16 protein-coding genes and 1 riboswitch are annotated in these 24,878 nt (G+C 44.5%); of the genes, 11 read left to right on the top strand and 5 right to left on the bottom strand.

The features are described 5' to 3' along the window. Window positions 1-3 precede the first annotated feature (3 nt). From galU to RG959_RS05325, 7 genes are all read left to right on the top strand, one after another. Entirely contained in the window at window positions 4-879 is an 876-nt protein-coding gene (galU, locus tag RG959_RS05295) for a UTP--glucose-1-phosphate uridylyltransferase GalU (protein ID WP_342796230.1), read from the top strand. Next, entirely contained in the window at window positions 876-1,970 is a 1,095-nt protein-coding gene (locus RG959_RS05300) for a glycosyltransferase (RefSeq protein WP_342796231.1), read from the top strand. Before galU ends, RG959_RS05300 begins: the two co-directional genes overlap by 4 nt. A gap of 688 nt (window positions 1,971-2,658) precedes the next feature. Then, entirely contained in the window at window positions 2,659-2,799 is a 141-nt protein-coding gene (locus tag RG959_RS05305; RefSeq protein ID WP_342796232.1) for a hypothetical protein, read from the top strand. A 614-nt stretch (window positions 2,800-3,413) separates the two neighbouring features. Continuing rightward, the gene (locus RG959_RS05310; protein WP_342796233.1) at window positions 3,414-6,194 is read left to right on the top strand and encodes an S-layer homology domain-containing protein; all 2,781 of its coding nucleotides are present in this window, start codon (window positions 3,414-3,416) and stop codon (window positions 6,192-6,194) included. A gap of 246 nt (window positions 6,195-6,440) precedes the next feature. Then, a complete protein-coding gene (locus RG959_RS05315) occupies window positions 6,441-9,500 on the top strand; it encodes an S-layer homology domain-containing protein (protein ID WP_342796234.1) in 3,060 nt (1,019 codons plus the stop codon). Window positions 9,501-9,713: 213 nt separating this feature from the next. Next, window positions 9,714-13,490, top strand: a complete 3,777-nt coding sequence (locus RG959_RS05320) for a DEAD/DEAH box helicase (protein WP_483298851.1) — start codon at window positions 9,714-9,716, stop codon at window positions 13,488-13,490. Window positions 13,491-13,495: 5 nt separating this feature from the next. After that, a complete protein-coding gene (locus RG959_RS05325; RefSeq protein ID WP_342796236.1) occupies window positions 13,496-14,236 on the top strand; it encodes a hypothetical protein in 741 nt (246 codons plus the stop codon). A 203-nt stretch (window positions 14,237-14,439) separates the two neighbouring features. On the opposite strand, the gene RG959_RS05330 is transcribed toward RG959_RS05325, so the two are convergent. Continuing rightward, entirely contained in the window at window positions 14,440-15,450 is a 1,011-nt protein-coding gene (locus tag RG959_RS05330; protein ID WP_342796238.1) for an S-layer homology domain-containing protein, read from the bottom strand. Window positions 15,451-15,599: 149 nt separating this feature from the next. Then, window positions 15,600-15,683: riboswitch (cyclic di-GMP riboswitch) on the top strand. Window positions 15,684-15,710: 27 nt separating this feature from the next. Between RG959_RS05330 and RG959_RS05335 the strand changes: the two genes are divergently transcribed. After that, window positions 15,711-17,270, top strand: coding sequence for an S-layer homology domain-containing protein (locus RG959_RS05335; RefSeq protein WP_342796239.1), 1,560 nt, complete (start codon window positions 15,711-15,713; stop codon window positions 17,268-17,270). A gap of 35 nt (window positions 17,271-17,305) precedes the next feature. Here the strand turns inward: RG959_RS05335 and RG959_RS05340 are convergent, their stop codons facing one another. The 3 genes from RG959_RS05340 to RG959_RS05350 all read right to left on the bottom strand — a co-directional run bounded on the left by RG959_RS05340 (window position 17,306) and on the right by RG959_RS05350 (window position 20,274). After that, entirely contained in the window at window positions 17,306-18,025 is a 720-nt protein-coding gene (locus tag RG959_RS05340; protein WP_342796240.1) for an SH3 domain-containing protein, read from the bottom strand. Between the two features lie 139 nt (window positions 18,026-18,164). After that, window positions 18,165-19,139, bottom strand: a complete 975-nt coding sequence (locus RG959_RS05345; protein WP_342796241.1) for an S-layer homology domain-containing protein — start codon at window positions 19,137-19,139, stop codon at window positions 18,165-18,167. A gap of 244 nt (window positions 19,140-19,383) precedes the next feature. Beyond that, on the bottom strand, window positions 19,384-20,274 hold the full coding sequence (locus tag RG959_RS05350; RefSeq protein WP_342796242.1) for a hypothetical protein: 891 nt from the start codon (window positions 20,272-20,274) through the stop codon (window positions 19,384-19,386). A gap of 231 nt (window positions 20,275-20,505) precedes the next feature. Between RG959_RS05350 and RG959_RS05355 the strand changes: the two genes are divergently transcribed. Next, complete coding sequence (locus RG959_RS05355) at window positions 20,506-22,635, top strand: S-layer homology domain-containing protein (RefSeq protein WP_342796243.1); 2,130 nt, start codon at window positions 20,506-20,508, stop codon at window positions 22,633-22,635. Window positions 22,636-22,678: 43 nt separating this feature from the next. On the opposite strand, the gene RG959_RS05360 is transcribed toward RG959_RS05355, so the two are convergent. Then, window positions 22,679-23,284 carry a TetR/AcrR family transcriptional regulator gene (locus tag RG959_RS05360; protein WP_342796244.1) on the bottom strand — a complete coding sequence of 202 codons (606 nt, stop codon included), beginning with the start codon at window positions 23,282-23,284 and terminating at the stop codon, window positions 22,679-22,681. 462 nt (window positions 23,285-23,746) lie between these two features. Here RG959_RS05360 and RG959_RS05365 point away from each other — a divergent pair, with 462 nt between their 5' ends. Together RG959_RS05365 and RG959_RS05370 are read left to right on the top strand one after the other, a co-directional pair. After that, complete coding sequence (locus RG959_RS05365; RefSeq protein ID WP_342796245.1) at window positions 23,747-24,229, top strand: sigma-70 family RNA polymerase sigma factor; 483 nt, start codon at window positions 23,747-23,749, stop codon at window positions 24,227-24,229. A gap of 8 nt (window positions 24,230-24,237) precedes the next feature. Beyond that, window positions 24,238-24,750 carry a hypothetical protein gene (locus RG959_RS05370; RefSeq protein WP_342796246.1) on the top strand — a complete coding sequence of 171 codons (513 nt, stop codon included), beginning with the start codon at window positions 24,238-24,240 and terminating at the stop codon, window positions 24,748-24,750. The last annotated feature ends 128 nt before the right edge of the window (window positions 24,751-24,878 follow it).

The raw sequence follows: 24,878 nt of genomic DNA on the forward strand, positions 1-24,878 counted from the left end.
GTCATGAAAAAAGTACGCAAAGCCATTATTCCGGCAGCGGGGCTCGGCACCCGCTTTCTGCCGGCAACCAAAGCGATGCCGAAAGAAATGCTGCCGATTGTTGACAAGCCGACGATTCAATATATCGTTGATGAAGCAATCGCATCCGGCATTGAAGATATTATTATCGTAACCGGCAAAGACAAGCGTGCCATCGAAGATCATTTCGACTCCGCGCCGCTTCTCGAGCACAAGCTGGAAGAAAAGCAAAAGTTCGAGCTGCTGCAGGAAGTAAAGGACTCCGGCAAAGTTGATATTCACTACATCCGCCAAAAAGCGCCGCTTGGTCTTGGCCATGCCGTCTGGACGGCACGCAAGTTTATCGGTGACGAGCCGTTTGCCGTGCTGTTAGGGGATGATATCGTCCAGGCGGACAAACCGTGCCTCGGGCAGATGATCGAACAGTACGAAGAAACTGGCTCATCCGTGATCGGCGTGATGGAAGTGCCGCCGTCTGAAACGCACCGCTACGGCATTATCGACCCGTCTGAACAGGTTGGCCGCCGCTACAAAGTAAACAAGTTTGTGGAAAAGCCGAAGCAGGGCACAGCGCCATCTAATATGGCAATTATCGGCCGCTACGTGTTTACGCCGGAAATTTTCAATTACTTGAGCGCGCTTGAAATCGGTGCAGGCGGAGAAATTCAGCTGACGGACGCGATTGAAAAGCTGAATACGATCCAGTCTGTGTACGGCTATGAAATTGACGGAAACCGCTATGATGTCGGTGAAAAGCAGGGCTTTGTGGAAACGACGATTGAATTCGCCCTCCAGCGTCCGGACCTTCGGGAAGGACTGCTTGATTATATGGAACAAAAACTGCGGGAGTACCGGAAATGAAGCGTATTTTGCTTGCTGCGAACATGTACCCGAATGCCCAGTTTCCAAGCTACGGCGTGTTCGTGCAAAACACTGAGCGCATCCTGAAAAACGGCGGCTTTGAAGTCGACCGGGTTGTGCTTGAAAAAAAGACATCAAAAGCGGCGAAAGCCATTGGCTACGCATCGTATTATGCGAACCTCGTACGTCAAGGCATGTCCGGCCGCTATGATGCGATCTATGTTCACTATGCGTCGCACAACGCGCTGCCGCTGCTGCTTTTAAAGCGGTTAAAACCATCGGTCCGCATTGTGACGAACGTTCACGGAAGCGACGTCGTGCCGGAAGTGCCGTCCCAGGAAAAATACCAGCCGTATGTGAAGCAGCTGCTTGAGCAGTCTGCGCTGATCATTACGCCGTCCCACTATTACGAGTCACTTGTAAAAGAAAAATACGGCGTGCAGACACCCGTGGCTGTTTTCCCGTCCGGCGGCGTCAACAAAGACGTGTTTCATCCGAAAGAGCGGGCACAGGCGCTGTCCGAGCTCGAGCTAGATCCGTCTTACCGCTACATAGGCTATGTCGGCCGTTTGGACGTCGGCAAAGGCTGGGACCATTATTTGCATGCCATTAAGCGGTATGTGGATGAAAAGCCGGATCACGGAACGAAATTTATCGCAGTCGGTTCCGGCAAAGACGAAGCGGCTTTTAAAGAGCTTGTCGCCGAGCTTGGCATCGGGGATGTGGTCATCCACTACCCATTAATGAAGCAATCCGGCCTTGCCAATGTGTATAATGCTGTGGAAGCCTTTGTGTTTCCGACCACGCGTAAAGGTGAAAGCCTCGGCCTTGTCGGCCTGGAAGCAATGGCGTGCCGCACGCCGATTATCGCCAGCGCGATCGGCGGCATTCTAGATTACGTGAAGCCAGGCGAAAACAGCTGGCTGTTCGAGCCGGGCAACCCGGAAGAGCTGAAAGAAGCCCTTCTTGCGTTTGATGACTTGCAGCAGGCGGAGCGTGACCGAGTCGCTGAAGCCGCGTATCAGACAGCGCTTGAATACGAAGAATCAGCTATTCAGCCAAAGCTGATTTCCATTTTTGAACAATTATAATATTTTGCCTTGTCCCATTTAACGGGACAGGGCTTTTTTTATGAAAAATTTTTCGCTGTAAAGGCAGTAAAGATTTTCGGAAAATAGGGAAAAAGCAGGAACGCGTTCTGTCTAATATATTGAACGAATTGTCAAGTAGATTAAGACAGAAAAGAAAAATAAGTAATTGTATAGGAGTAAAAACTAATAAATTCCATAAACGAGTAATTATAGTTTATTTTACTTCATTATGTTTATTTTACCTGTAATAAAAGGGTATATGCTGTAAAGTAATTGTTATTTTTTCGTAGTATTTAGGTTATTTACTTTAGAATTTATTTCATAAATTCGAAAGGAGAGGTTTTGTTACAAAGGGAAATAAGTGAAACAATCGGCATCATAGCAAAACGTAACAGGAAGGGAAGCAGCCCTCATGCTGGCGAGAGCGTATGTGATTGGCACATCTATACAGGATAATATAAAGAAAGAGGCTTACCAATGTCTTACACTGCTGCTAGCGGCTGTCAGTCTAGTATTGAAAGCGGAATCATATTCAGTGAAGGTAAGGATTCATTCGGAACGGAAGACCAGATCACACGTGGTGAATTTGCGATTTTCCTTAACGGTTTTGTAAATTTTCACCTTAGCATCGACGTTTTAAGAAGGTAACAGGCGGAGAGCTGCTTGATATAGAAGCAACTAACCGCGATTGAGAAGAGTTAAACTGAACTGTTCGCAGTACGAGACGACCACAAAACTAATTACACAAGCAGATATTGACCGTGGATACGTAGAAGTCGTATTGACTGATAAAAGTCTTGGAGAGCGGCTGTTAGGCGGCCTGCTCTAGAGTGTTAAAGGGCATGGAAGTTTCTTTATGTAAGTATTAGTTTTTATGCCTCTTTATGGAAAAAAGGCTGATTTGGCAAGGCTTTTGTTGGACGAAAAAGCTTTTTTCTATGTTATAAAAATATAACTAAATAATCATGAAAACGTGCCGATAATAACAAAGAACCATATGCAGAAGTTTAAGAGAATTGCAACCTTGCTGTAATCTTTCAGCCTATGCCCCGTCTGGTTTTGAAGGAAATATGCAACAAAAATGAAAAATCCTCTAGGGGAAAAAACTTTAATTTCACCTAGCATATGGTATATAATGAATAAGCTATGAAACAAATTGGTTTTATTCGACAATTTATTTTCATTGTTTTGACAAGAAGGTATCAGATATTACTTTTTGAATAAATTATGGAAATAATGAAAAACCGGTTGAAAAAACTTTCTTGTTTGATAGAATGTTACTTGAGTTACAAACCTGTTAAATTCTCCTTGCAATACATAGCTTTTCATGAAATGAGAAAAACAGTTAAAAACTCAAAATGATATTATACGGAACAATCAGCTTACCTGCTGTTTGATTTCATAAAAAAACCACAACCACACAAAACGGGAGGAACTTATTACATGGCTTACCAACCAAAGTCTTATCGTAAATTCGTTGCTACAGCAGCAACAGCTACTCTAGTAGCATCTGCAGTAACACCTGCATTCGCAGCAGAAACTGGCGCAGCAGCATCTTTCACAGATGTTTCAGATCGTTACAAAGAAGCAGTTGACTACCTAGTAGACAACAAAATCACTAATGGTGTTACTGACACTCAATTCGGTACTGAGCAAGCAATCAAACGTGTTGATGCAGCAGTAATGATCGCAAAAGCACTTGAAATTGACATTGCAGACCGTCCAGCTTCAGGTTTCACTGATGTTCCTGAGCGTGCAGTAGCATACGTTGATGCACTTAAAGCAGAAGGCATCATCAATGGTAAAACAGCGACAACTTTTGGTTCTGACCAAGACATTACTCGTGGCGAGATCGCTTTGATCCTTGCTAACGCATATGATCTTAACGGAACTTCTGACAAAGAATTCTCTGACGTTTCTTCACGTTACGCAGCAGCAGTTGAAGCACTTGTAGCAGCTGGTATTACTAACGGTAAAACAGAAACTACATTTGGTACAGCTGACGCAATCAAACGTGGTGAATTCGCTATCTTCCTTTATAAAGCAGAAAACCTTGGCAAAACTCTAGTTGAAGCAGTTTCTGCAACAACTTCTAACACTAAAACTACTGTTTCTGCAACAGTTAAAAACGCTCCTGCAAACGCAACTGCTAAAGTTGAAATCTTTGCTGGTAGCAATACTGATACTACTGCAGTTGCTTCACAAAATGTAACAGTTGTAGACGGAAAAGTATCTGCACAATTCACAGATCTTCCAGCTGGAACTCACATTGCAAAAGTAACTGTTGGTGAGTCTACTGCTCAAACTACTTTCACTGTTGTTAAAATGACTCCGAAAGTTGATGCAGCAACAGCTCTTAATGCACAAGAATTAAAAGTTGTGTTTAACCAAGCGGTAGCTGAAGCATCTGCTAAAAATGCAGGCAACTACACAGTAAAAGTTAACGGTGAAGTGGTAACAGGCTTGGATGCTGACAACTTTGAGCTTCAGGCTGACAAGCGTACTGTTCTTGTTAAGTTAGAAACTCCACTTTTAGATGGTCAAACTTATGAAATTGATGTTGACGGCGTAGTCAATGCTGATTTCGAAAAAGTTGAAAAATACGATGGCACTCCAGCATTGTTCACTGATGCAACTGCTCCAACAGTATCTAGTGTAGAAGCAGCTGGAACTGATTCTGTAAAAGTTTATTTCAACGAGCCAGTTGAATCATTCTCTATCAAAGTGGACGGTGGCACAGCACAGTCATTTACTGGTGGAACTACTAATGAAGAAGGTAAATACTTTGCGACTGTTTCAGGCTTAACTGGGGCAAACAAACTAGGAAATCACACAGTAGTTCTTTATGATGTAACAGACGCTAACGATAATGTAACTACTATTGCAAATGCAACTTATACAGTTTCAAATGATTCAGAAAAGCCATCAGTGACATCTGTCTCTGCAGTAAGTTCTTATAAATTTAAAGTGAAATTCAGTGAAGCTGTAGAGCTTGAAACTTCAGATCTTACAATTCGTAAAGGCACAACTGTTATTCCAGTAGTTTCTGCTGATGCTAACGAAACTGGAGATGAGTACACAGTAACAATCGCTGAAAACGCTGGAGAGCGTAACCCAGTTTATGCATCAGGCGAAACTAACGTTTCACTTTCAGTGAAAATCAATGGTTACCAAGATGTAGCTAACTTTGTTGGTGATGAATACAATGGTACAGTTGTTCTTACAAAAGATACGACTCGTCCAAGCATCGTCTCTAATACTCTAAATACTGCTTCAGGAAGCGTATTGAATGTACGTTTCAATGAAGAGTTAGATGCTGAAGTTGGGGTTGATGTAAGCAAGTTGACAGCTTCTTTTGACGGAATTGAGCAACCAGGTCTTATTTCATCTGCAACTGTAGTAGCAGATGAAAACGGCGATGATAAAATTGTTCAAATTACATTGAATGAAAATGTTGAAGAAGGCACATATGCAGTAGCGTTTGCTGCTGATGCAGTTCAGGATCTTGCAGGTAATAAAAATGCGGCACTTACTACTACTGTAGCTTCTGAAATCAATGAATATGTGGTACTTGCTCCAGTAGTCGATTCTGAATCTACTGAAAACACAATTGTTATTCCTTACGGTGTAGAGATGGGTAACAGTGCATTGCAAGCTTCTAACTATACATTAGATGGACAAGCTCTTCCTACAGGAACAACAGTGAAATTTGTTGGCAGCAAGCAAGAAGTTCACATTGTATTGCCGGATGATACTTTCACAAAAGAAGAAACTAAAAAATTGATTATCAGCTCAAACGTTAAAACTGCAGCTGGTAAAGCAGTTGTTGAAAATGTAGATACGAAAGCACAAATTAATGCTGACGTAACAGTATTCGACAACGTTGAGCCTGTAATCACATCAGCTGCATACCTAGTAGCTAGCTCTTCTGATACTCAAACTGACAAAATTAAAGTTACATTCTCTGAAGATGTAACTGGTGGAGATGCTAATGACTTGAAAGTTGTTATTAACAATGAAATCTTCACTGTTGAAGGTATTACTGCAGGTACAGAGAACAATGAACTAGTTGTTGATCTTGCAAGAACAGTTAATGTTTCTCAAGCGGCAACGATTTCTCTTGAGCTAGATACAACTAAGAATGCAACTACAACTATTGTTGATGGTAACGATAATGTTCTTGAATCAAGTTCAGCCGTTGCTAACACAAAAGTTACTAACTAATAAATTATCTGACGAACGATTGAAAAATCTTTCAGAGATAATAAAAAAGCAGGGAGTCAAATGACTCCCTGCTTTTTGTTTTAAAATCTATTATTTCAATAAATTTATATATTAAAACTCTTTGTTAATATTCCATAAACCGTTTATAATAGTAAAAAGTACATAATTAATTCTTTATTTTACTAATTTTGTGCTTTTATAAACTAAATATATAGATATTTTTGTATATAAAAGGAGGATATTTACATGGATTTCAAACAAAAGTCTTACAAACGATTTATGGTAGCATCTGCGACAGCCACTCTCGTTGCTTCTGCGGTTACACCTGCAGTAGCAGCGTCTTTTTCTGATGTGACGAGCCCTTACAAGGAATCGGTTAATTATCTCGTATCAAACGGGATTGCCAATGGGTTTTCGGATACGGAGTTCGGAATTTCTGGCCAAATCAAGCGGGTTGATATGGCAATCATGCTTGCTAAAGCACTTAAACTAAACACATCTTCCGCCCCCGATGCAGGCTTTTCAGATGTACCAGCGCGTGGTCAAGGTGCGGTTAATGCATTAAAAGCAGCGGGCCTTGTAAACGGCAAAACATCTACCTCTTTCGGATCTGACCATATGATGACACGTGGAGAAATGGCGCTTATTCTTGCCAATGCATATGAATTAAAAGGAACGGCAGTATTGAAATTTACAGATGTTCCGGCTCGTTATACAAACGCAGTAGAGGCATTAGTGGCAGCGGGTATTACAACGGGTAAATCAGCGACACGTTATGGAACAGATTTACCGATTACACGCGGTGAGTTTGCAATTTTCCTTTATCGTGCTGAAATGTTAGATAAGACACCTCCTGTTGAGGAACCTGCTTTAGAAGTTGTAAGTGTATCTGCTTCTTCTAAAACAAGTGTACAAGTTACATTCAGTAAAGCCATTGACAACGCTACTGCGAGCAACTTCACAATTGCCGGCGGTACGGTTTCTTCTGTGTCATTGAATTCAGCAAAAACAGTGGCAACACTTCAAGTAACAGGATTAGCAGATGCTACATCTTATACAGTTGCATTTAACGGAATCAAAACATCTGGCAATGAAGCAACATTAGCTTCAAAAACGTTTAAAACGCCTGAAGCGGCTGTGAAAACATGGAATTTGCGCGCAAGTGTAGGCTCTACTTCACTAACAGCAGACGGAAAAACAACAACCACTATTACCTATCAACTGGCTGACGCTTCCACAGGTACGGTCGATACAGCAGCAGACAATATTGCAGTTGATGTTTCTACAACACAAGGTTCTTTAGAATCTACACGTGTAACGATGCAAAATGGAATGGCAACCGTTAAATTGACTTCACCAGTGAGCTCAACAGACGTAACAGGAAGCGTGACGGCTAAAATTGCGTCAGCAACTGGCGATTATGCATCAATAATTGGTAAAACAGCCAGCGTATCCGTTTCGTTCAAGAAACCAGATGTTGTAGGCACAGTACCAATTTTGGCAAGTGCCTCAACAACACAAGCGGATCGTGTTCGTTTGCAATTTGACCGTGCAATTTCATTAGATGCATTAGTTGAAACAAACGAAAAAGGCGAGCTTCTATACACGTACAAAACAGGAGAGGCATGGTCTGCTCCGGTTGTAAAAGCAGATATTCCATCAGGTACAGTAGGCAAAGACATTCGCCACGTATTGCGGGAAGATGCTGTCAAAGTTGGAGAGAAAACAATCCAGGGCTTAAAAGTCGTGTCAGGTGATCCAAGTGCTATTGAAGTGATTTTAAACAAAGAAACAACCTTAACGAATAACACTCAAGTATCAGTTAGTGTGGCTCCAGAAGATTCTGAAGGAAAAGTAGTTCAATCGAGCACGAAGTTTTATTTAACCGATGCGAAAAAACCGGAAGTTGTTTCAGCACAAGCAGATGGACTAACGAAAGTAAAAGTGAATTTTTCTGAATCAGTGGCAGATGCAAACTTTACGATTGATGCACGCTTTACAGAAGGAGCAGACTTTACAACTGAATTTGGCGATTTCAATCCAGCTACACAGGAAGATAACCGCCATGTAGCAACTATTACTGTGGACAGTGACTTTAATGATGGATTTACTGGTGCCATTAGCGGTTACTTTACGGCAGGACAACATAAAGTAGAAGTTGCCAGTCTTCAAGACTGGGCCGGAAACCGTGGTATAACGCAAAATGCAACCTTTACTGTTTCAAAGAGCACAACCAAACCAACAGCAACTGTTAAAGTCGCGTCCCCAGAGCAATTCCATGTCACATTCAACACGGAAGTTTCTGGAGTGGATGAAAGTACTTTGAAGTTTCAGGAATATAATGCAACTTCGAATACGTATGTTGATTCATCGGCAGCTTACACAGTTAAAAAGGTCGCTGACAAAAACGAATACGTTGTTGAACTGTTAGACGGATGGAGCGATACTACTTACGCTGCTAAAAAATTTCGTATCTTTATTCCGAAAGAAACAATCACAAATGTAACAAATGGCGTGCAAAATGTAGATCTGGCTTTAAACTTAAGCTATTCTGGTTCTCCATTAACAAAAGTCGATACAACAGGCCCTGTACTTCAAAGTATTACACGTAAGGCTGGAACAACAGATACGTATATTTTCACAATGAGTGAGCCTGTACAGCTTAGTGAACTTGGTGATGAGGATGCCAATGAAGCAGTCGTATTTACAGGGAAAAATAAAGATGGTGTAGTGAAAACTGCAACAGAAATTACAAGAAGCAATATTAATCTTGTAGAAGACGGAACAGATACAAAACTTGAAGTTGTATCAGATGAGCTTCAAGATTTAGTAAATGAAGATGCCTACAGTACGAGCTGGAGTGGTGTTATTAAAAATATTAAAGACGATTTAGGTAACGCAACTATTACTTCTGTGTCAAAATCTTTCACAGTGTCAAAACAAGTTACAAATGTGGATTTCAAGATTTCCACTGTTACGGCTGCAACTGTTGGAGAAAAAGATGAAATCAGACTTACATTTACTGAAGGTGTTGTGTACACTGGCGGTGCTAACGATGCAACAGTTGCAAGTGTCTATACATTAAATGGAAGTTCTTTGCCGGAAGGAACAACATTTACAGTAGCAAATCCGGACGAAGTTTCGTCGAATGGCTATGAGCAAGTGGTTATTACACTTCCAAAAGAAACACTCGCTTCCTCAAATGTTATTACCGTAAAATCCGGATTGGCATCTTATGATGGTTCCGTATTAATTGGCGGGAATACAAAAGAATTTGCAAAAACAATAGTAATTCCAGCTCCTTAATCACAAAAGTAAAATTTAATATAAATGAAAAGCAGGGCGTTCACTCAACGCCCTGCTTTTTTATATAGGTATAGTAGTCTTGTTTCTATTTTGTTTGAGCTACATATATTTAAAAAATCATATGTTATAATTTAATACTAAGATAATACTAAAAAACTTGATGTTTCTATTAAATATAAAACCTTTGGCAATAATAAAGCAGGTGAATACGTGATCCAAACAAACATGAAAACATATAGATGTCCATTGACGCTGACGAATAAAGCGAAGGATAAAATGCGGGAGCTCGGGCTGGAGGAGCGCTCGTTTTTTTCGTTGGAAGCGTCTTTTATGGTTTATATAGAAAAGTACCCGCCGTCTGCGGACCGGCTTCTGTCTGTTGCGCTGTTTTTTGATAACAACGCCAATAAACGGCTGGCGGCAGCAAGCGGCAATGCGGTCATTGTGCTGCATTGCGTCGCTGAAAAAGACCGGTTTATTGCGACAAATGTAACCGCGCGTGCCCCTCATACGCCGGTGCAGACGAACTGGCGCCGCCCGGCTTCGATTGCCTTTCAAGAAACACGGCGGGAAATGCCGCTTGATCTGCTGCGCGCCATCCATGACATGCCGGTCGCAAAGGAAAGCTCGGAGTACGTGAAAAAGCGGATCGCCAGCTGGGAAGGCTATTTGACGATCCAGGAGCGGGATGCCGATATTCCGGATATCACAGCGGGCTATGCAGGAATGACGTTTAATGGTGACTTCAGCCGGGTAACGCTGACCGGCTGCAGGCTTAAAGAAGAGGAATGGAAGCTGCTTAAAGACTTAAGTGTTAAGTTTAGAGGAATGGATCAGGATGCCGGCAAAGTGCTAAGGGCAAACCGAGGCGCCGGGACGGTTGAAATTGAACTGAGCGACCCGATGGCGGAACGTGCGCGGAAGCAGCAGTTTACTACGGCGCAAAAAGAAGTGGTGTTCAGCAACTTTGCCGCATTGAGCCAGGTCAAGCGGCTGAGGCAGGGGTTTAAGCATTTAGAAGACGGGCTCGCGGCTAATCCGGATTTAGAACGGATTTTATTTGAGAAAAAGCCGCCGCTTCGTCCGCCTAAAAAACTGGGTGCCCTGCAGTTTCATAACCGGCTGAACGAGTTTCAAAGACGTGCGGTAACAGGTGCAATGGAAGCGGAAGACCTGTATGTAATTCAGGGGCCGCCGGGAACGGGTAAAACAACCGTGATTTCGGAAATCTGCCTGCAAAATGCACGGGCAGGACTGCGTACGCTGGTTGCCTCCCAGTCCAACTTGGCGGTAGACAATGCGTTAGGGCGGCTGTTAGCCAATAAAGATATCCGTATTCTCCGGGTCGGCCGAACGGAAAGCATTGAAGAAGAAGGCAAAAAGTTTATTGAAGAAAACGTCGGCCAGTATTGGAAGGATCACACGCTTCATGAAGTATCCACTCAATTTGAAGCAAGAAAAAAAAGAGAAGCAGAGATTGAAGCGGAGTGGACGAAAAATGAACGGGAGCAGGAACGGCTAAAGCCTCTATTGGTCCAAGCAGAAGCAGCCGTTGCCGAAAAAAAACAGGTAGCGAGCTTGTACGAAGAGGGACAGGCCTTTCTTAAAAATGAACAACAGCGGATGCAGGAAGCGGAAGCTGAACTGCGGGCGCTGCAAAAGCACGAAGAAGAAATAGAACAGGATCTACGTATATTAATAGCTTCTATTGAAAAGGATAAAGCCTTTCTTGCGAGTGAGCCGAGCCTTGAAGACATCCAGCGTGAATGGGAAGTTCTTCAAAAAGAAATCGAAGCACTCCATCATGCGTTGGCCTGTGAAGAACTCCAGGAAGAGATCGAGCGAAAAGGACAAACACTCCAGAAGACAGCAGCAGATGAAGAGCGGTACCTCCAGGTGCTGCAACAAGCAGAAGCTGTTTACGAGAAAGCATCTGACGTGAAACGGATCGATGCCCTAAAGTGGATGATGCTCGAGCAAAATATCGAACGGTCACCGCGCATCGTGCAGCTGCTGGAGGAATTGGACCATCTTCGCGGAGAGATGAACCAGCTGACGAAGCTGAAGGCATACAATGACCAGCTTAACAAAGCTGTTTCTTATATGGAAGGGCTGCTCGCAAGATACAATGTACCTTTAGGAGAGCTGCAGCAACGTGCCAGCCGCACGACTTCGTCCCACTCCGCAGAGGAAATCGATGAATTTTTAAACCGTTTAAGAGCCGCGTTAAAAAGTGGGTCGAACATCGATCCGAGACGGGGTGCGGAGTTTTTAGAAGGGCTTTATGTCCGCCGCCATTTCATCTGGCGAAGAGCGAAACGGCTGAAGCCTTATGAGGAATACAAGCAAAAAGCACAGGATACTTTCCTCTTTTTAAAGAGAAATGTGATCGAGCAGCTGAGCCGGAAGCAGGAAGAGGAAAGAGCAGCTTATGAATCACTTCGCCAAACACTCCACAGACAGCGGACAGAGCTTGAAGCACTTGAACAAAAGTACCGACAGATGGTGTCACTGGGCGAGCCGATTCCAAATGCGAAAGAAACACTCGACCAGCAGGAAACAAGGGCGCTTCTTTTAGAAAAGAAAAAGCAGAAGCTCGAAGAAACAGAACGTCGGATCGAAGAAGACCAGCGTGAAAAGGCACAAAAATCTGCCGAAAGAGAAGCAGCAGCCCAGGGCCATGCTCAGGCAGAAGCGCAAATGGAAACACTGCAAAATACGATTCAAGAAAAGAAAGAAGAATTGAAGCCTCTTGAAGCGATCTTAAATACGAATCCAGAAGCAGAACATGAAGAGCTGCTGAAGCAAATGGCGAGCCTGTCCTTTACGCGGGAATCACTTAAGCAGGAACGGCAGCGCCTGCCGCTTTTTCAATCGGTTCAAGGAGAATGGCTGTCGCTTCTTCAAGAAGCGAGCGACCACGATCTGGATGAAATTCGCAAGCTGTATGTGAAGCATGCGAACGTAATCGGCACAACCTGTGTGGCATCCGCGCGCAAGGATTTTATCGACAGCTACCCCGTTTTTGATGTGGTCATTATCGACGAAGTATCCAAAGCGACGCCGCCGGAGCTGCTGTTGCCGATGCTAAAAGGAAAGAAAGTCATTTTAGTCGGTGACCATCACCAGCTGCCGCCGCTTTTAGGAAATGACACACTGGAAGAAACGCTCCAGGAGCTGGCTGAAGAAAAGGAAGAGTTTGCCGGAAAAGCGGAGCTGAAAGGGCTGCTTGAGGAATCGCTGTTTGAGCGCTTGTTTAAAAGCGTGCCGGACACGAACAAAACGATGCTTGCCATTCAGTACCGCATGCACGAAAACATTATGGAAACCATTACGCCGTTTTATGAAGGTGAAAAAGACCGGCTTCAATGCGGTTTGACCGATTCGGATGCAGCGCGTGATCACCTCTTGGAATCACCGCTCATCCGCCGGAACAATCATTTACTGTGGCTCGATATGCCGAATGAGCCGGCGTTTTTCGAGGAGCGCATGAAAGGCGGCAAAAGCTTGTACAATCCGGCGGAGCTGCGAGAAATCGGTTCTTTGCTGAAAGAACTGGATGAAGCAACGGCACAGGCGATAGAAGCCGGCCGAGTGAACGCAGAGGAAAAGAAAAGTGTTGGCGTAATCAGCTTTTACGGCGAACAGGTGAAAAAGCTGAACCGTCTTATTGAGCAGGAATTGGGGCTGCAGCATTTAACGATCCGTACGGGAACGGTAGACCGGTTCCAGGGCATGGAGATGGATGTCATTATCTTGAGTATGGTGCGCAATCATCAAAACAAGCATGACGATATCGGCTTTGCCCGCGATTACCGCCGCCTGAACGTCGCCCTCTCAAGAGCAAGGGAGCTGCTTGTGTTAGTCGGCAGCACGAAAATGTTTACCGAGCGGACAAAGCAGGTTTCAACAAGAAAGATGTACAAGCACGTATTGGAGACAGCCGAGCGGCAAAATGGTGTACGCGTGCTTGAAGAAAGCAGAGGGTAAGCAGAATGAAGAAAACAATCGAAAAGCTGCGCGCAAACCTGCTTGAAAACCCGGGAGTGGAAATCAAGGAGTCAGCCGTATGGCAGCTACCGGTCATCACTTATGCCGTCACGTTTAAACGGGTGAAGCGGCTAAAGATGGATATTTTAATGAAAATGCTGCTGCTCGCGTTTAATCAGACCGATATCCGCCGGGCCGCAAACCTGGCTGAAATGCTGCTCGTCGAAGAACTATTTATTGAAGATTTAATTCAAAAAATGCTCAGGAGCGGTTCCATTCGGATGGAACGAGAAGGCTACAAGCTGAGCGAACGTGGTCAGGCACAGCTGGCAGAAGGCATTGTTGAAGAGGAAATGGATGAAGAAGAAACGACTCTTACCTACAGCCCGGTTCACGACGAGTTTTGGCCGGCAGCCGAAGAGCAGGAAGCAAGCGAGCCAACCTACCGCTACCTGACCGAACGGGAAATGACAGCAGAGCGTCTCTTGCAGGTGCTCGCTGAAGAAGATACGAAACGGGCAGACGAAGAATTTCAAACACCAGTATCAGAAGTAACCGGGTTTGAAGAGCAGTTTACTTCATACGTTCCCTGCCTGGAGTTTCGGCTGTACAACAAGGAGCAGGATGTTTTTTACGCGCGTGTCTGGAACACACATCTAGAGCACTGGGACGAAGCACTCGAAAAACAAATCGAGGAACAAGAACGGCTGGAATGGCGCGAAAAGTGGCTTCCAGCTGATGAATAAAGAGGGTGTCTTTAAGACAGCCCTCTTTTTTATGGCCGGAAACTAGCATGTACGGCCGGATTCCTATTATTTATGGCCGGAAAAAGCGGATCAAGGCCGGATTATCGATCGTAATGGCCGGAAAAAAGAAAATCCGGCCATCCCCCAAGCTTTTCCGGCCTATATTTTTATTTTCCGGCCCAAACGAGGAGGTTTTCGGTCCCTTATCTTGTGATAAACATCTGTGTATAGTACCGGTTATAAACGCCAACGCCGATTTCTTTAAAATTCGGATTTAAAATATTGCTTCGGTGTCCGGGGCTGTTCATCCAGCCTTCCATCACAGCTGCTGCATCCGCGTAACCAGCGGCAATGTTTTCACCGGCGGCCGAATAACGAAGGCCAAAGTCCGTTAACATATCAAACGGGCTGCCGTATGTCGGGGAGTTATGGTCAAAATAACCCCGGTCGTGCATATCCTTTGATTTCGTCCGTGCAACAAAGCTAACGTCATTTGCCAGTTTCACAGGGGCAAGGCCATGTTTTGCCCGCTCCTCGTTCACAAGCTGTCCGATCGCTTTTTCAGTTGCATTCGGCACAAAGGAAGGATCGATCGTATAGTCGGGTTTTTCATCCGTTCCTAAAAAGTTATCAATATTCAGCATGAAAATGGCCATCTGTCCACGTGATACAATGCCGTCCGGGCTGTACTGGTTATTGCCTGTGCCGCTTGTCAGGCCATTGGCTGCGAGTGCATTAATATAGGAAGCGTAAGGATGAGAGGCGGGCACATCGGTAAACGGCACATCGGGCGTTCCGCTTAACCCAAGCGCTCTTACAACGGTGCGGGCAAGCTCTGCGCGTGTCACTTTTGTGTCCGGATAAAAACGATTACCAAGTTCGAATACATTCTGGTAAGCATAGTAGGCGATGTACGGAAAAGCGGCCTGGCTTGGGGCAACATCAGAATAAGGAAGTTTTGCATCTTCATAGCCGTCAATGCCTTGAACACGCCCTAAAAAAATCGTACTCTGGGCTCGTGTCACCGGGTCGTTTTGGCGGAATGTCCCATCAGGAAAACCGGCAATGAGCCCGCGGGCGGCCATTTCTTCTACGGCTTCGTATGCTTTTTCATTAGGATGTACGTCCGGGAAGGCGGCGGCGTTTGCTGAATGGTTCCAAAATGAGCCCGTCAAAAGCAGTCCGGTCAACAAAGCAGCTAACTTCTTCTTCATTTTATTCCCTCCGTTTCTTGTTTCTGTATTATCCTATAAAACAATACCCTGTCCCATGAATTTGTAAAAGTCATCCAGTTCATAAATCAGCGATATTCTATTTATTTTTTTTCATTTATCTATTTCATTTTATAAAAAATCCGCCGATAAACCTGGTAGGGTACAGCCGTAGAAATGCGGTGCCACAAAGCTACAGGGGCTAAAGCGATTTGCAAGGCCAGCCAGCTGCCATGCCCTAAAGACAGAAGGAGGAACAGGGAATGAAGAAAAAATGGACACCAGCCGTTGCAGCTGTGCTTGCAGCAGGCGTTATGTTTTCAGGAGAGGGAATCACGTTTGCTGCCCAGGCGGAGAGCACGCCGTACAACGTGCTTGCGAGCCAAAAAGAAAATCAGGGCCAAGCGCAGCAGTTTAAATCAATTGATAAGCAGCTCGATAAAATCGAAGAAAAGCTGATTCAATACAAAGAGAAAATGAATAAAATCAAGGAAGAAGAAAAGCAGGAAGAAAGCGATCAAACAGAAGAAGTGGTTCAGCCAGTAGAGCAAACACCGACAGAAACGCCACCTGAAACACCAGCGGAAGCACCGGCAGAGGAGCAGACGCCAGCTTCAGATGAAACCGTGACAACAAGCGCCGATTCCGTTGAAGAAACGGAAACAGACAGCGATGACGATTCAACGGTAGAAGAAGGAACAGAAGAAGAACAGGTAGAAAAAGACCTTGAAGGCCAGCCAGGCTACCGCGGGAAGTTTGGCGCACTTGAAAACCGCTTGAACGCTGTTTCCAAGCAGGTTGCGTCTCTTGCTTCAAAAGGAGCGGAGGCAGCAGCAGTAGCGGAAAGACAAGCCCGCATTGATGCTTTAAAGAAGGATGTAGCAGCGGTCCTTGCATCCATCGGCCAAATTGAAAAAGAGGTTCAAGCTGAAATCAAGGCGGATAAAACCGTGAAGGAAAAAGCGGCGAAAAAAGGTGTTGCGCTGACAAAGAGCTGGACGATTAAATTCAGCAAAAGCCTGGATGCAGACACGGTGTCTACACTGGATCTTGTGGTGATGGACGCAGAGGGAAGCCTTGTAGAAACAACCTTTACGTATTCCGACAAAACAAAATCAATCACGCTGACTCCGCTTCAGCCATACCAAAAAGGCGCGGTATACACGCTTTACATTGGCAAAGGCATTGAAGGTACTGACGGTGTGCAGTTGAAACACACGGTAAAAATGGACTTCACAACGACAACAACTGGCACAACGGCTGCGGCAAGCATCAAAGCAGCTGGATTCTCTGATGTGTCAGACCGCTATCAGGAAGCGGTGCAGGCAATGGTCGACCAGGGAATTACATCCGGTGTTGGCAACGGCAAGTTTGGCATCGATCAGCAAATTAAACGCGTGGATGCAGCTGTGATGCTGGCAAAAGCATTAAAGCTTGAGACAGGTTCTGCGCCAAATGCAGGATTTAAAGATGTGCCAAAACGTGCGCAGGCAGCAGTCAATGCGCTTGTAAAAGCGGGCATTCTTTCCGGCAAAACAGCAACAACGTTTGGCGCTGATCAAACATTAACACGCGGGGAACTAGCGATTATTTTGACGCGTGCGCTTAAATTGTCAGGGGATTCTACAACACTTACGTTTAAAGATGTGCCGGCACGCTATGAAGCGGCTGTAAAAGCCATGGTCGCAAACGGTATTACAAACGGCAAAACAGCAACAGCCTTTGGCACAACAGATCCGGTTAAACGCGGCGACTTTGCGGTGTTCTTCCACAGAGCGCAAAAGCAGCCTGCACAAGATCTAGAAGTAGTGGAGATTTCTTAATAAAAAAAGAGCTGTCCGTGAGAGGACAGCTCTTTTTATTTTGTTGTGACCTTTATCAATTCAGAAATCGTTTTTCCATTGTAGATTTGCTTGATGATTCCAGTATTAGGCGCATAATACATGATAAAGCCTTCGCTTGATTTAACCGTGACAACGCCTCTGAACTTTCCGGCCGCAGTTGTCAGAATGCCGCCCGTTCCTGTGATTTTATACGTGATTCCATCATCGAAGCCATCACCCCATGTTTTTCCAACCTTGATTGGATAGGCGATTTCCATGTAGTATTCAGACTCCCGCCAGCCAATATAAAGTCCTTTGTTGTTTTCATATAAAAGGTATGTGCTGCCGGTAGAGGTTTCCTGCCACTCATCCCATCCATTGTACTTGCCCACATACGTGCTTTTAAACGTCTCACCGTTTGCTTTGTATGTGTAGACTTTTGTTTTGTCCATCAAGTAGCTGTACATGCGCAAGTATTTTGATGCCACGTAGCCTCGCTTGCCTTTAAAGTTAATTTCGCTCCAGCCGGACTTGGACTGTGAGTAAACAGACACCGACACGTTGTTTTTCAGTGTACCAATGATTTTGTAGTTCGTTCCCGGGCCGCTCCGGACATTCAGGACACCACTGTCAATGCTGACATAGCCAACCTTTGCACCCGAGGCAGCTTCAGACTGAGCAGGATGAAATCCAAACAGGGCGGAAACTGCTAAAATAAAAGCAAAAGCACAATAAACCAGTTTTTTCTTGTTCATCCGTTATTCTCCTTTGTGGTTGATAGGGATATTATACTGTATAACCAATAAGATGATCCCTAAAAAATAGAGAACAAAGGAATTTATTTTTAAACAGGAAACTGAAAAACAGCCCAGTACTGCGATACTGGGCTGTTTTTTATAGAATTTGGTTCATCAAATCTTCTTTCATTTGCTTTTTCGCTGCTTCGTACGCTGTTTTAAATGACTGTGCTTCAGAGGCGCTGAAGCCGGCTTTTGTTAATGCTGCTGTTAGTTCCGCGTAAAGCGTATTAAAATCCGCGTCTGTTTCAGCTTCTACTTTTGAAGCAAGTGGAAAGTATTTATTGTAAACGGTCATCAAGTCGGCACCAGCATCAAGTTCGGCTTTTGCCTGGCCGGCAAGCACGTCCAAATCAGCTTTTGCTTGAGCTTGCAGAGCTGCAAAATCATCTGCATATTCTGCTTTAATCTCTGCCGCTGTTTGAGTGCCAGGTGTCTCCCCGCCTGGAGTCGGCTCTACATCTTCGCCAGGTGTTTCAAACTTACGGGCATTGTTTAAAAAGATCGCCATTTGGCCGCGCGTTACGACGCCAGCCGGATCATATTTCCCGTCGCCAACGCCCGTTGTAATACCAGCTGCCGCCAGCGCACGGATATAAGCAGCGGCACCATGTGTAGGCGATACATCTATAAACGGCATTGTGGATGAAGCTGGAAGATTAAACGCACGTGTTAAAATAATCGCCATTTCAGAACGGGAAAGCGGGCGCTCTGGATAAAAGCGGCTGCTGTCACTGAAAATACCGCGCTTCATCAACTCGGCCACATACGGATAAGCACGTGAAGTAGATGGAAGGTCGGTAAAGGTCTTAGTAGATGTGCTTGTTTTAATACCAAGTGCACGTCCAATTAAAATAGCACTCTCGGCACGCGTAACAGATTGATATTGCTTAAATGTGCCATCTGGGAAGCCTGAAATCACTCCTGCTTCCACCATTGCTTCCACCGCTTCATAAGCACGGTGACTCGTTTTTACGTCCGGAAACTGGGCGGCAGAAACAGAAGAAACAAAAATAGAAGCGGCCAGCACAGGCGTTAAAGCAGCAGCCACAGCTTTCTTTTTAAACGTCATGAACACATTCTCCTTTGAAATATAGTACAAGAATTATAGCATGCTTCTGGGTGAACTCCCATGTTTTTCTTTTGTTTTAAGTTCCAAATAAAGAAGAAACATACACTGAATATATTAAATAAAGGCGGTTGGGTAGAAAAAGCCTGCTAGATTTTTTTAGAGCAACTATTTGATATGTAAGGTAAAAACGTTAAATGCATCAGTTCATAGTAAAAGGACCCGCGTCTGCGGGTCCTTCTAGAATTTATCCACCTGTTACTTTGCTCATCAATTCATTGCGCAATCCATCTTTAGTCGCTTCATATTGGGCCTTGTATTCATCCGCAGCGGAAGTGCTAAGACCGTTTGCTTTCAGCTCGCTTGTCATCGACTTGTAAAGGGAGTTAAAAGCAGAGTCGGTTTTCGCTTCTACACTCGATGCCGCACCACTGTATTTTTGGTAAAAGTAAGCGGGGTTGATCGTTTCACCGGCTGCTTTTTTTGCTGCGTATTCACTTTGTGCCTGGCCGACTAAGGCGCCAAGCTGGCTTTGTGCCTGCCCCTGCAGGCTGTCAAATGAACCGGAGTAGCGCGACTTAATGTCTGCTGCTGTCGTACGGCCAGTTGAGCCGGTTTCCTCTTCAGAAGCCGGGGTTTTTGTGCCGGAACCGTTGGACGCAGATTCACCTGAACTTGAATTGCCAGAAGAGCCAGAGGAACTAGAGCCAGTCGAAGCAGTTGTACTGCCAGAAGTACCGGAGCCAGCAGTGCCGCCAGTTGAAGTAGCTGTTCCATTCGTACTGGAGTCTGTATTACCGGAAGCTGTGCTGCCAGCTGCGCCGCTTGTGCCAACTGAGAGGGCTTTGCTGTATTCTGGTGAGCTGAACCATTCGTCCGTTGACATGGTCGATCCATCTGCTAACACAAAGTCGCCTTTCTTATCGACAATGACAAGGCCTTCTTCGTCTTTTTGAACACCTTCAGGAAGGGGTGTTCCTTCCGGAAAGGAAATAGAATACGGGTCTTCCACGATTTTATCTACCTGCTCATCAGCTACATCATACTTTTTTACCTTCGTAAAATAGTAAAGTGCGCCCCCACCGGCAAGGGCAAGAAAAAGAATAGAGATTAGAGCAATTTTAAAAAACCTTCGCAAGAGTAAATGCCTCCCTTTTTTGGATAATTTCTTATTTGTAGTATAGCATGCAGTATTTAGAAAGTAACAGCGTTTGAATAATCTGATAATTTGTAAAATTAGTTTGGATTTTATTACAATTATGTAACGAACTCTTGCTTTTAGTAGGACAGTTCTGTATTATTTTACCTGTGATTACATAAACATCTTGCGTTAGCAGAATTATATAAAATTATAGAAGAGGTGACGGTATTGGTTAAAAAGTATCCGTTTAGCACGAAAGCAGCAAAAGCAATGATCGCCGCAACAATCGCTTTTACACCAGTTGCAACAACAGCAGGTTTGTTTGGTGGAACTAATGAAGTCGAAGCTGCTCCTGTGCATTTTGATACCACAGCTTCACTGGCAGGCTATGCGAACGCTATTTACCAAAATGCAAGCTATAAAACTGAAATCACTGAATTGCAGTCAGCATTAAGAGCAATTAGCGACAGCGAGTGGAAGAGCATCCTAACACCTGTTCTTGAAGAGGGCGTTCTTGATGGGGGACCAAGAGAAGCAGAATTAAATAATGCTATTAATTTGCTTCAATTGCAACTCGGGCTTACATTAGGGCAGTTAACGAAAGCGGATGTTGATGCTGTTATTTCAACAACAAAAGATAACTTCGGTTTTGGCTCGACTCCTCAAGCGCAAGTGGAACAAGCATATTTAACATACCTTGAAAATGTTGAAGTCCAATTAAAAGCGTTGGCGTCGAACTCTGCTGAACTATCGTTTGATGACATTTTAATGGCATTCAAAGCAGCTGATGGAGATGCCCGTATTAAAAATAAAATTCAACAAACTTTTGTTTTAACAGAAGCAAAAGCGAATGAAGTGAAAAACCGTCTTGTTGCAGCACTGACAAGCGGTACAGCGCCTAATACAACTACTACAAAAATTCGAAACGCTTTATATGGTGCATACGTTGGATGGAGTGCAGTTAACGCACCGGGACCGGGACCAGGTCCTGGACCAGATCCTGGTCCTGGCCCAAACCCAATTCCTGATCCACAACCTATTGATGGTGGGATTGTAGTTACACCGGGTGTAACTGAGGGTCCAACTGAAGCGCTAGTAACAATTCCAGTAGATCTTCAAGGGAAAATTATATCAGCATTGCCAGTGAATGCAGAACAAGTAGTTATTAAAGTACCGGACCGTGAAGATGGCAAGCCGGTTGTACTGGATCTTCCTGCTTCACTTGCAATTGCCATTAAAGCGAAAGCACCAGCAGCAGACCTTGTAATCGATGCAGGTGATGTAAAATATGTGATTCCTCTTTCACAGATAAGTGTAAGTGAACTGGCAACAAGTCTTGGCGGCAACCTTTCAGGCGCTTCACTGCGCATCAGTATTGATGAGCTGACAGAGACGGAAGCAGACAACCTGGAAGACTTGATCGAAGACAAAGCAGGTACATCAGCGGCTTCTTCTGAAACAAAAGCAGCAGCGATTGTAAATGCGGTTGAAATAAAGGCACCAGCAGTTAAAGTAAAAGTGGAACTGGCTCAAAACGGAACAGTGGTGCGCGAGCTTAAATCGTTTGGTGACGTGTATGTAAATCAAGAACTTACGATTGATGGCACTGTAAACACAAACAATGCAACGGGTGTTGTCGTAGCAGCGGATGGATCGCTAAAAGCTCTTCCAACAACATTTAAAACAACAGAAGACGGCAAGCAGATCGCCGTAGTGGGCACACTTGCAAACGCAGACGGTGTGCACACTGTGATTGAATCGTTTGTTACATTCCCGGATGTAAATAACGGCAAAAACTGGGCTGAAAAGTACATTGAGTCCCTGGCATCTAAATTTATCATTGCCGGCACAACAGCAGGCACATACAAGCCGGATCAAGACATGACTCGCTCACAATTTGCTGTTCTATTAAGCCGTGCGCTTGGTTTGCCAGGCACAACTGCTTATGATGGCCGCTTTAAAGATGTAAAAGGCAATGAGTGGTTTAATACGAACGGTGAATTTATGGCTGCTGTGAAATACGGCATTATTGCCGGTAAACCGAACGGCACATTTGCACCGAATGATAAAGTAACACGTGCCGAAGCCGCAGCGATGATTGGCCGTGCACTTGAACTTGATTTTATCGACTTTGACGAGTCTCAGTTGAACAAATCGAAGAAACTGTCTGACTTCAAAGATGCAAAAGAAATCGGTGCTTCTACTCGTGCAGAAGTATTGAAAGTGTACCAGGCAGGTATTATGTCCGGTGCAAGCAACAAAGAATTCAATCCGAATGATTACACAAAACGTGACCAAATGGCGCGTATTCTTGCTGAATTCCTAATCAAAGCAAACTTGATGGACGACATTAAGTAAGTATGAAACGAAAAAGGCCGTCTCTTTTAGAGACGGCCTTTTTTTATTGGATACTCGGTTCTTTTTTTAATCCAAACAGCAAAATGGCAACAATATCCTTCGCCAGCTCAGAAGCTGTTTTTTCTCCTGTCCAAAGTTTCGTTGTCGTCAGCCTTTCGATCATGCCGATGAGCCCACTCGCGACGATGCCCATATCTACATGGGGATGAAAGTACTCAGCTACCCCTTTTTCCCGAAGATTGGTCTCGATCTTTGCGGCCATTTGGCTTTTAACCTCTGCTGCCGATGGGGCTAAGTAAAACCCGATCCGGACGAGACTGCGGTGGTCCATAAAAAATTGAAAAACCCTCGTCAGGCTTTCCTTGATTCGGTCTGGCAGCCTCGCATTGTCTAAGTCTTTATCAAGAAAGCTGCCCATTGTAAGGGAGGAAAGCTTTTTGCGAAACAAGTCCTCCAGCTCCTCAAAGATGGCTTCCTTGCTTTTAAAATATAAATAAAAGGTAGGCTGTGTCACATTCGCTTTTTGAACGATCGTACTAATTTTTGTTTCATGATAGCCGTGTTCGGCAAATTCATCCGCAGCGATTCGCAATAGAAGGGCACGGCTTGCTTCCCCGTCAGAACCTTTTTTTCTTCCTCGTTGCGCCATCTCGTTATCTCCTTAACCGCTTTCTGTTCTTTTATAGTATGTATGTCATTATCATACAATAGAGCACATCCTATTACAAACTGGAATTAAAAGTAAGTGGTGGAGAGAAGAAGCAACATTATTAATAGAAAGAATCCGTCATCGCCTGGTGTTATGCTGAGAAAATATTCCTTGTTCAAAGCACTTCTTAAATCTTCATAATCTCTTTATAAAAAAATTACATAGTTCTTTCGAAAATGATCATTTCGACAGAAAATGCGCTTTCAAGCAGGTCGACAGCGAGCATTGTAACAAAGATACCGGGCCGAAATCGAGTAAAAGGGTCTTTTGGCTCTTTTTTGTAAAAATTAGAACCAAATTGGTTTATTTATAGGTATTTACACACAGATATTGACCCGATACGATGGTCATGCCCTTGAGGAGTAAACGGGGCTGGCGCGCTAGCCGGATTGGATGTTACACATGCAATTTGAACAAATCGCGCAGCAATACGACCCGATGATCCACCGCATCATGAACAAGCTGCACATTTACAAGAACAAAGAGGATTTTCATCAGGTAGGGATGATTGCCCTATGGGAAGCATACACACGGTTTGATGAAACCAAAGGCGACTTTGCGCCTTTTGCGTATTCAACGATTCAGGGACGCCTGAAAAATACGCTGACGAAAGATGCCGCGTTCAGTGACGGAACGGTCCTGACCGGTGAACCGGCTTTGTTTGAAGGAGTGGACCCGGAGCCAACGCCCGAGACCGCGGCCCTTGTTCACTCTTGTGGAGACTTACTTGAAGGACGGGCGAAGGACTGGTTTAACGAATCGGTTTTAAGAGGTTTGTCGAATCCTGACATCGCCAGAAAGTACGGCGTAACACCTGCAGCCGTACGAAAATGGCAGCAGACTGCTCAAATGAAACTGTACAATGAGTTTGGTCACAGCCGATGAGCTTGTATGTGCTGTACAAATGGTTTCACCGCCAGCTGCCCGAAGCTGATATGAAGCTCGATGTGAAAAGAAATGTACTGTATACAACGCGGGAAGAGGAACGAAAGCAAACGGTTCTCTACGTACGTGAAAACCTGACGCTCAACGATTGGTACGAGCAGCAGGACCAGTTCAAGCTTGCTGGCGTAGAGCCGATCTGGATACTGGATGCATCGCGGTACGTTCGGTATGCAAAACTTCGTGAAGCAAGAGGCGCCCGCCTGCGCGGATCCGTGCCAAAAGCAATCTTTCAGGAAACCGGCGTTTGTTATTACTGGAACGGCTGGGAAAGGCACTTTGTCATCGATACATCGTTTGAAAAACGCATCATTACGTTCCAGCGGAATAACCTTTCCTTATGGCATGAATATGATTTTCATATTCCCTTTCGGCAGGAGTGCGACATAGAAGAAGTGTTTATAAGAGGAGGAAGGATCACGTGTAAAAGGCTTGAAGCATTTCATGTAAAGAACTACTGGTGATTTTGTAATGAGAAGCGGCTGCCATGGCCCAAAAAGGGTTTGCCGCTTCTTTTTTCAACCAGACTATCTATGGATATTTTTATCTTGAATTTGGAATTGCTGGTGGAAAATTTACGAAAATGACATTA

Origin of the sequence: Domibacillus sp. 8LH (genome assembly GCF_038806185.1) — a bacterium.
Lineage (GTDB): Bacteria > Bacillota > Bacilli > Bacillales > Domibacillaceae > Domibacillus > Domibacillus indicus_A.

Coding starts and splice junctions, on each gene's coding strand:
- RG959_RS05340 (WP_342796240.1), bottom strand. CDS start 18,025: ATGAACAAGAAAAAACTGGTTTATTGTGCTTTTGCTTTTATTTTAGCA.
- RG959_RS05325 (WP_342796236.1), top strand. CDS start 13,496: ATGAAGAAAACAATCGAAAAGCTGCGCGCAAACCTGCTTGAAAACCCG.
- RG959_RS05345 (WP_342796241.1), bottom strand. CDS start 19,139: ATGACGTTTAAAAAGAAAGCTGTGGCTGCTGCTTTAACGCCTGTGCTG.
- RG959_RS05315 (WP_342796234.1), top strand. CDS start 6,441: ATGGATTTCAAACAAAAGTCTTACAAACGATTTATGGTAGCATCTGCG.
- RG959_RS05330 (WP_342796238.1), bottom strand. CDS start 15,450: ATGAAGAAGAAGTTAGCTGCTTTGTTGACCGGACTGCTTTTGACGGGC.
- RG959_RS05310 (WP_342796233.1), top strand. CDS start 3,414: ATGGCTTACCAACCAAAGTCTTATCGTAAATTCGTTGCTACAGCAGCA.
- RG959_RS05365 (WP_342796245.1), top strand. CDS start 23,747: ATGCAATTTGAACAAATCGCGCAGCAATACGACCCGATGATCCACCGC.
- RG959_RS05300 (WP_342796231.1), top strand. CDS start 876: ATGAAGCGTATTTTGCTTGCTGCGAACATGTACCCGAATGCCCAGTTT.
- RG959_RS05360 (WP_342796244.1), bottom strand. CDS start 23,284: ATGGCGCAACGAGGAAGAAAAAAAGGTTCTGACGGGGAAGCAAGCCGT.
- galU (WP_342796230.1), top strand. CDS start 4: ATGAAAAAAGTACGCAAAGCCATTATTCCGGCAGCGGGGCTCGGCACC.
- RG959_RS05335 (WP_342796239.1), top strand. CDS start 15,711: ATGAAGAAAAAATGGACACCAGCCGTTGCAGCTGTGCTTGCAGCAGGC.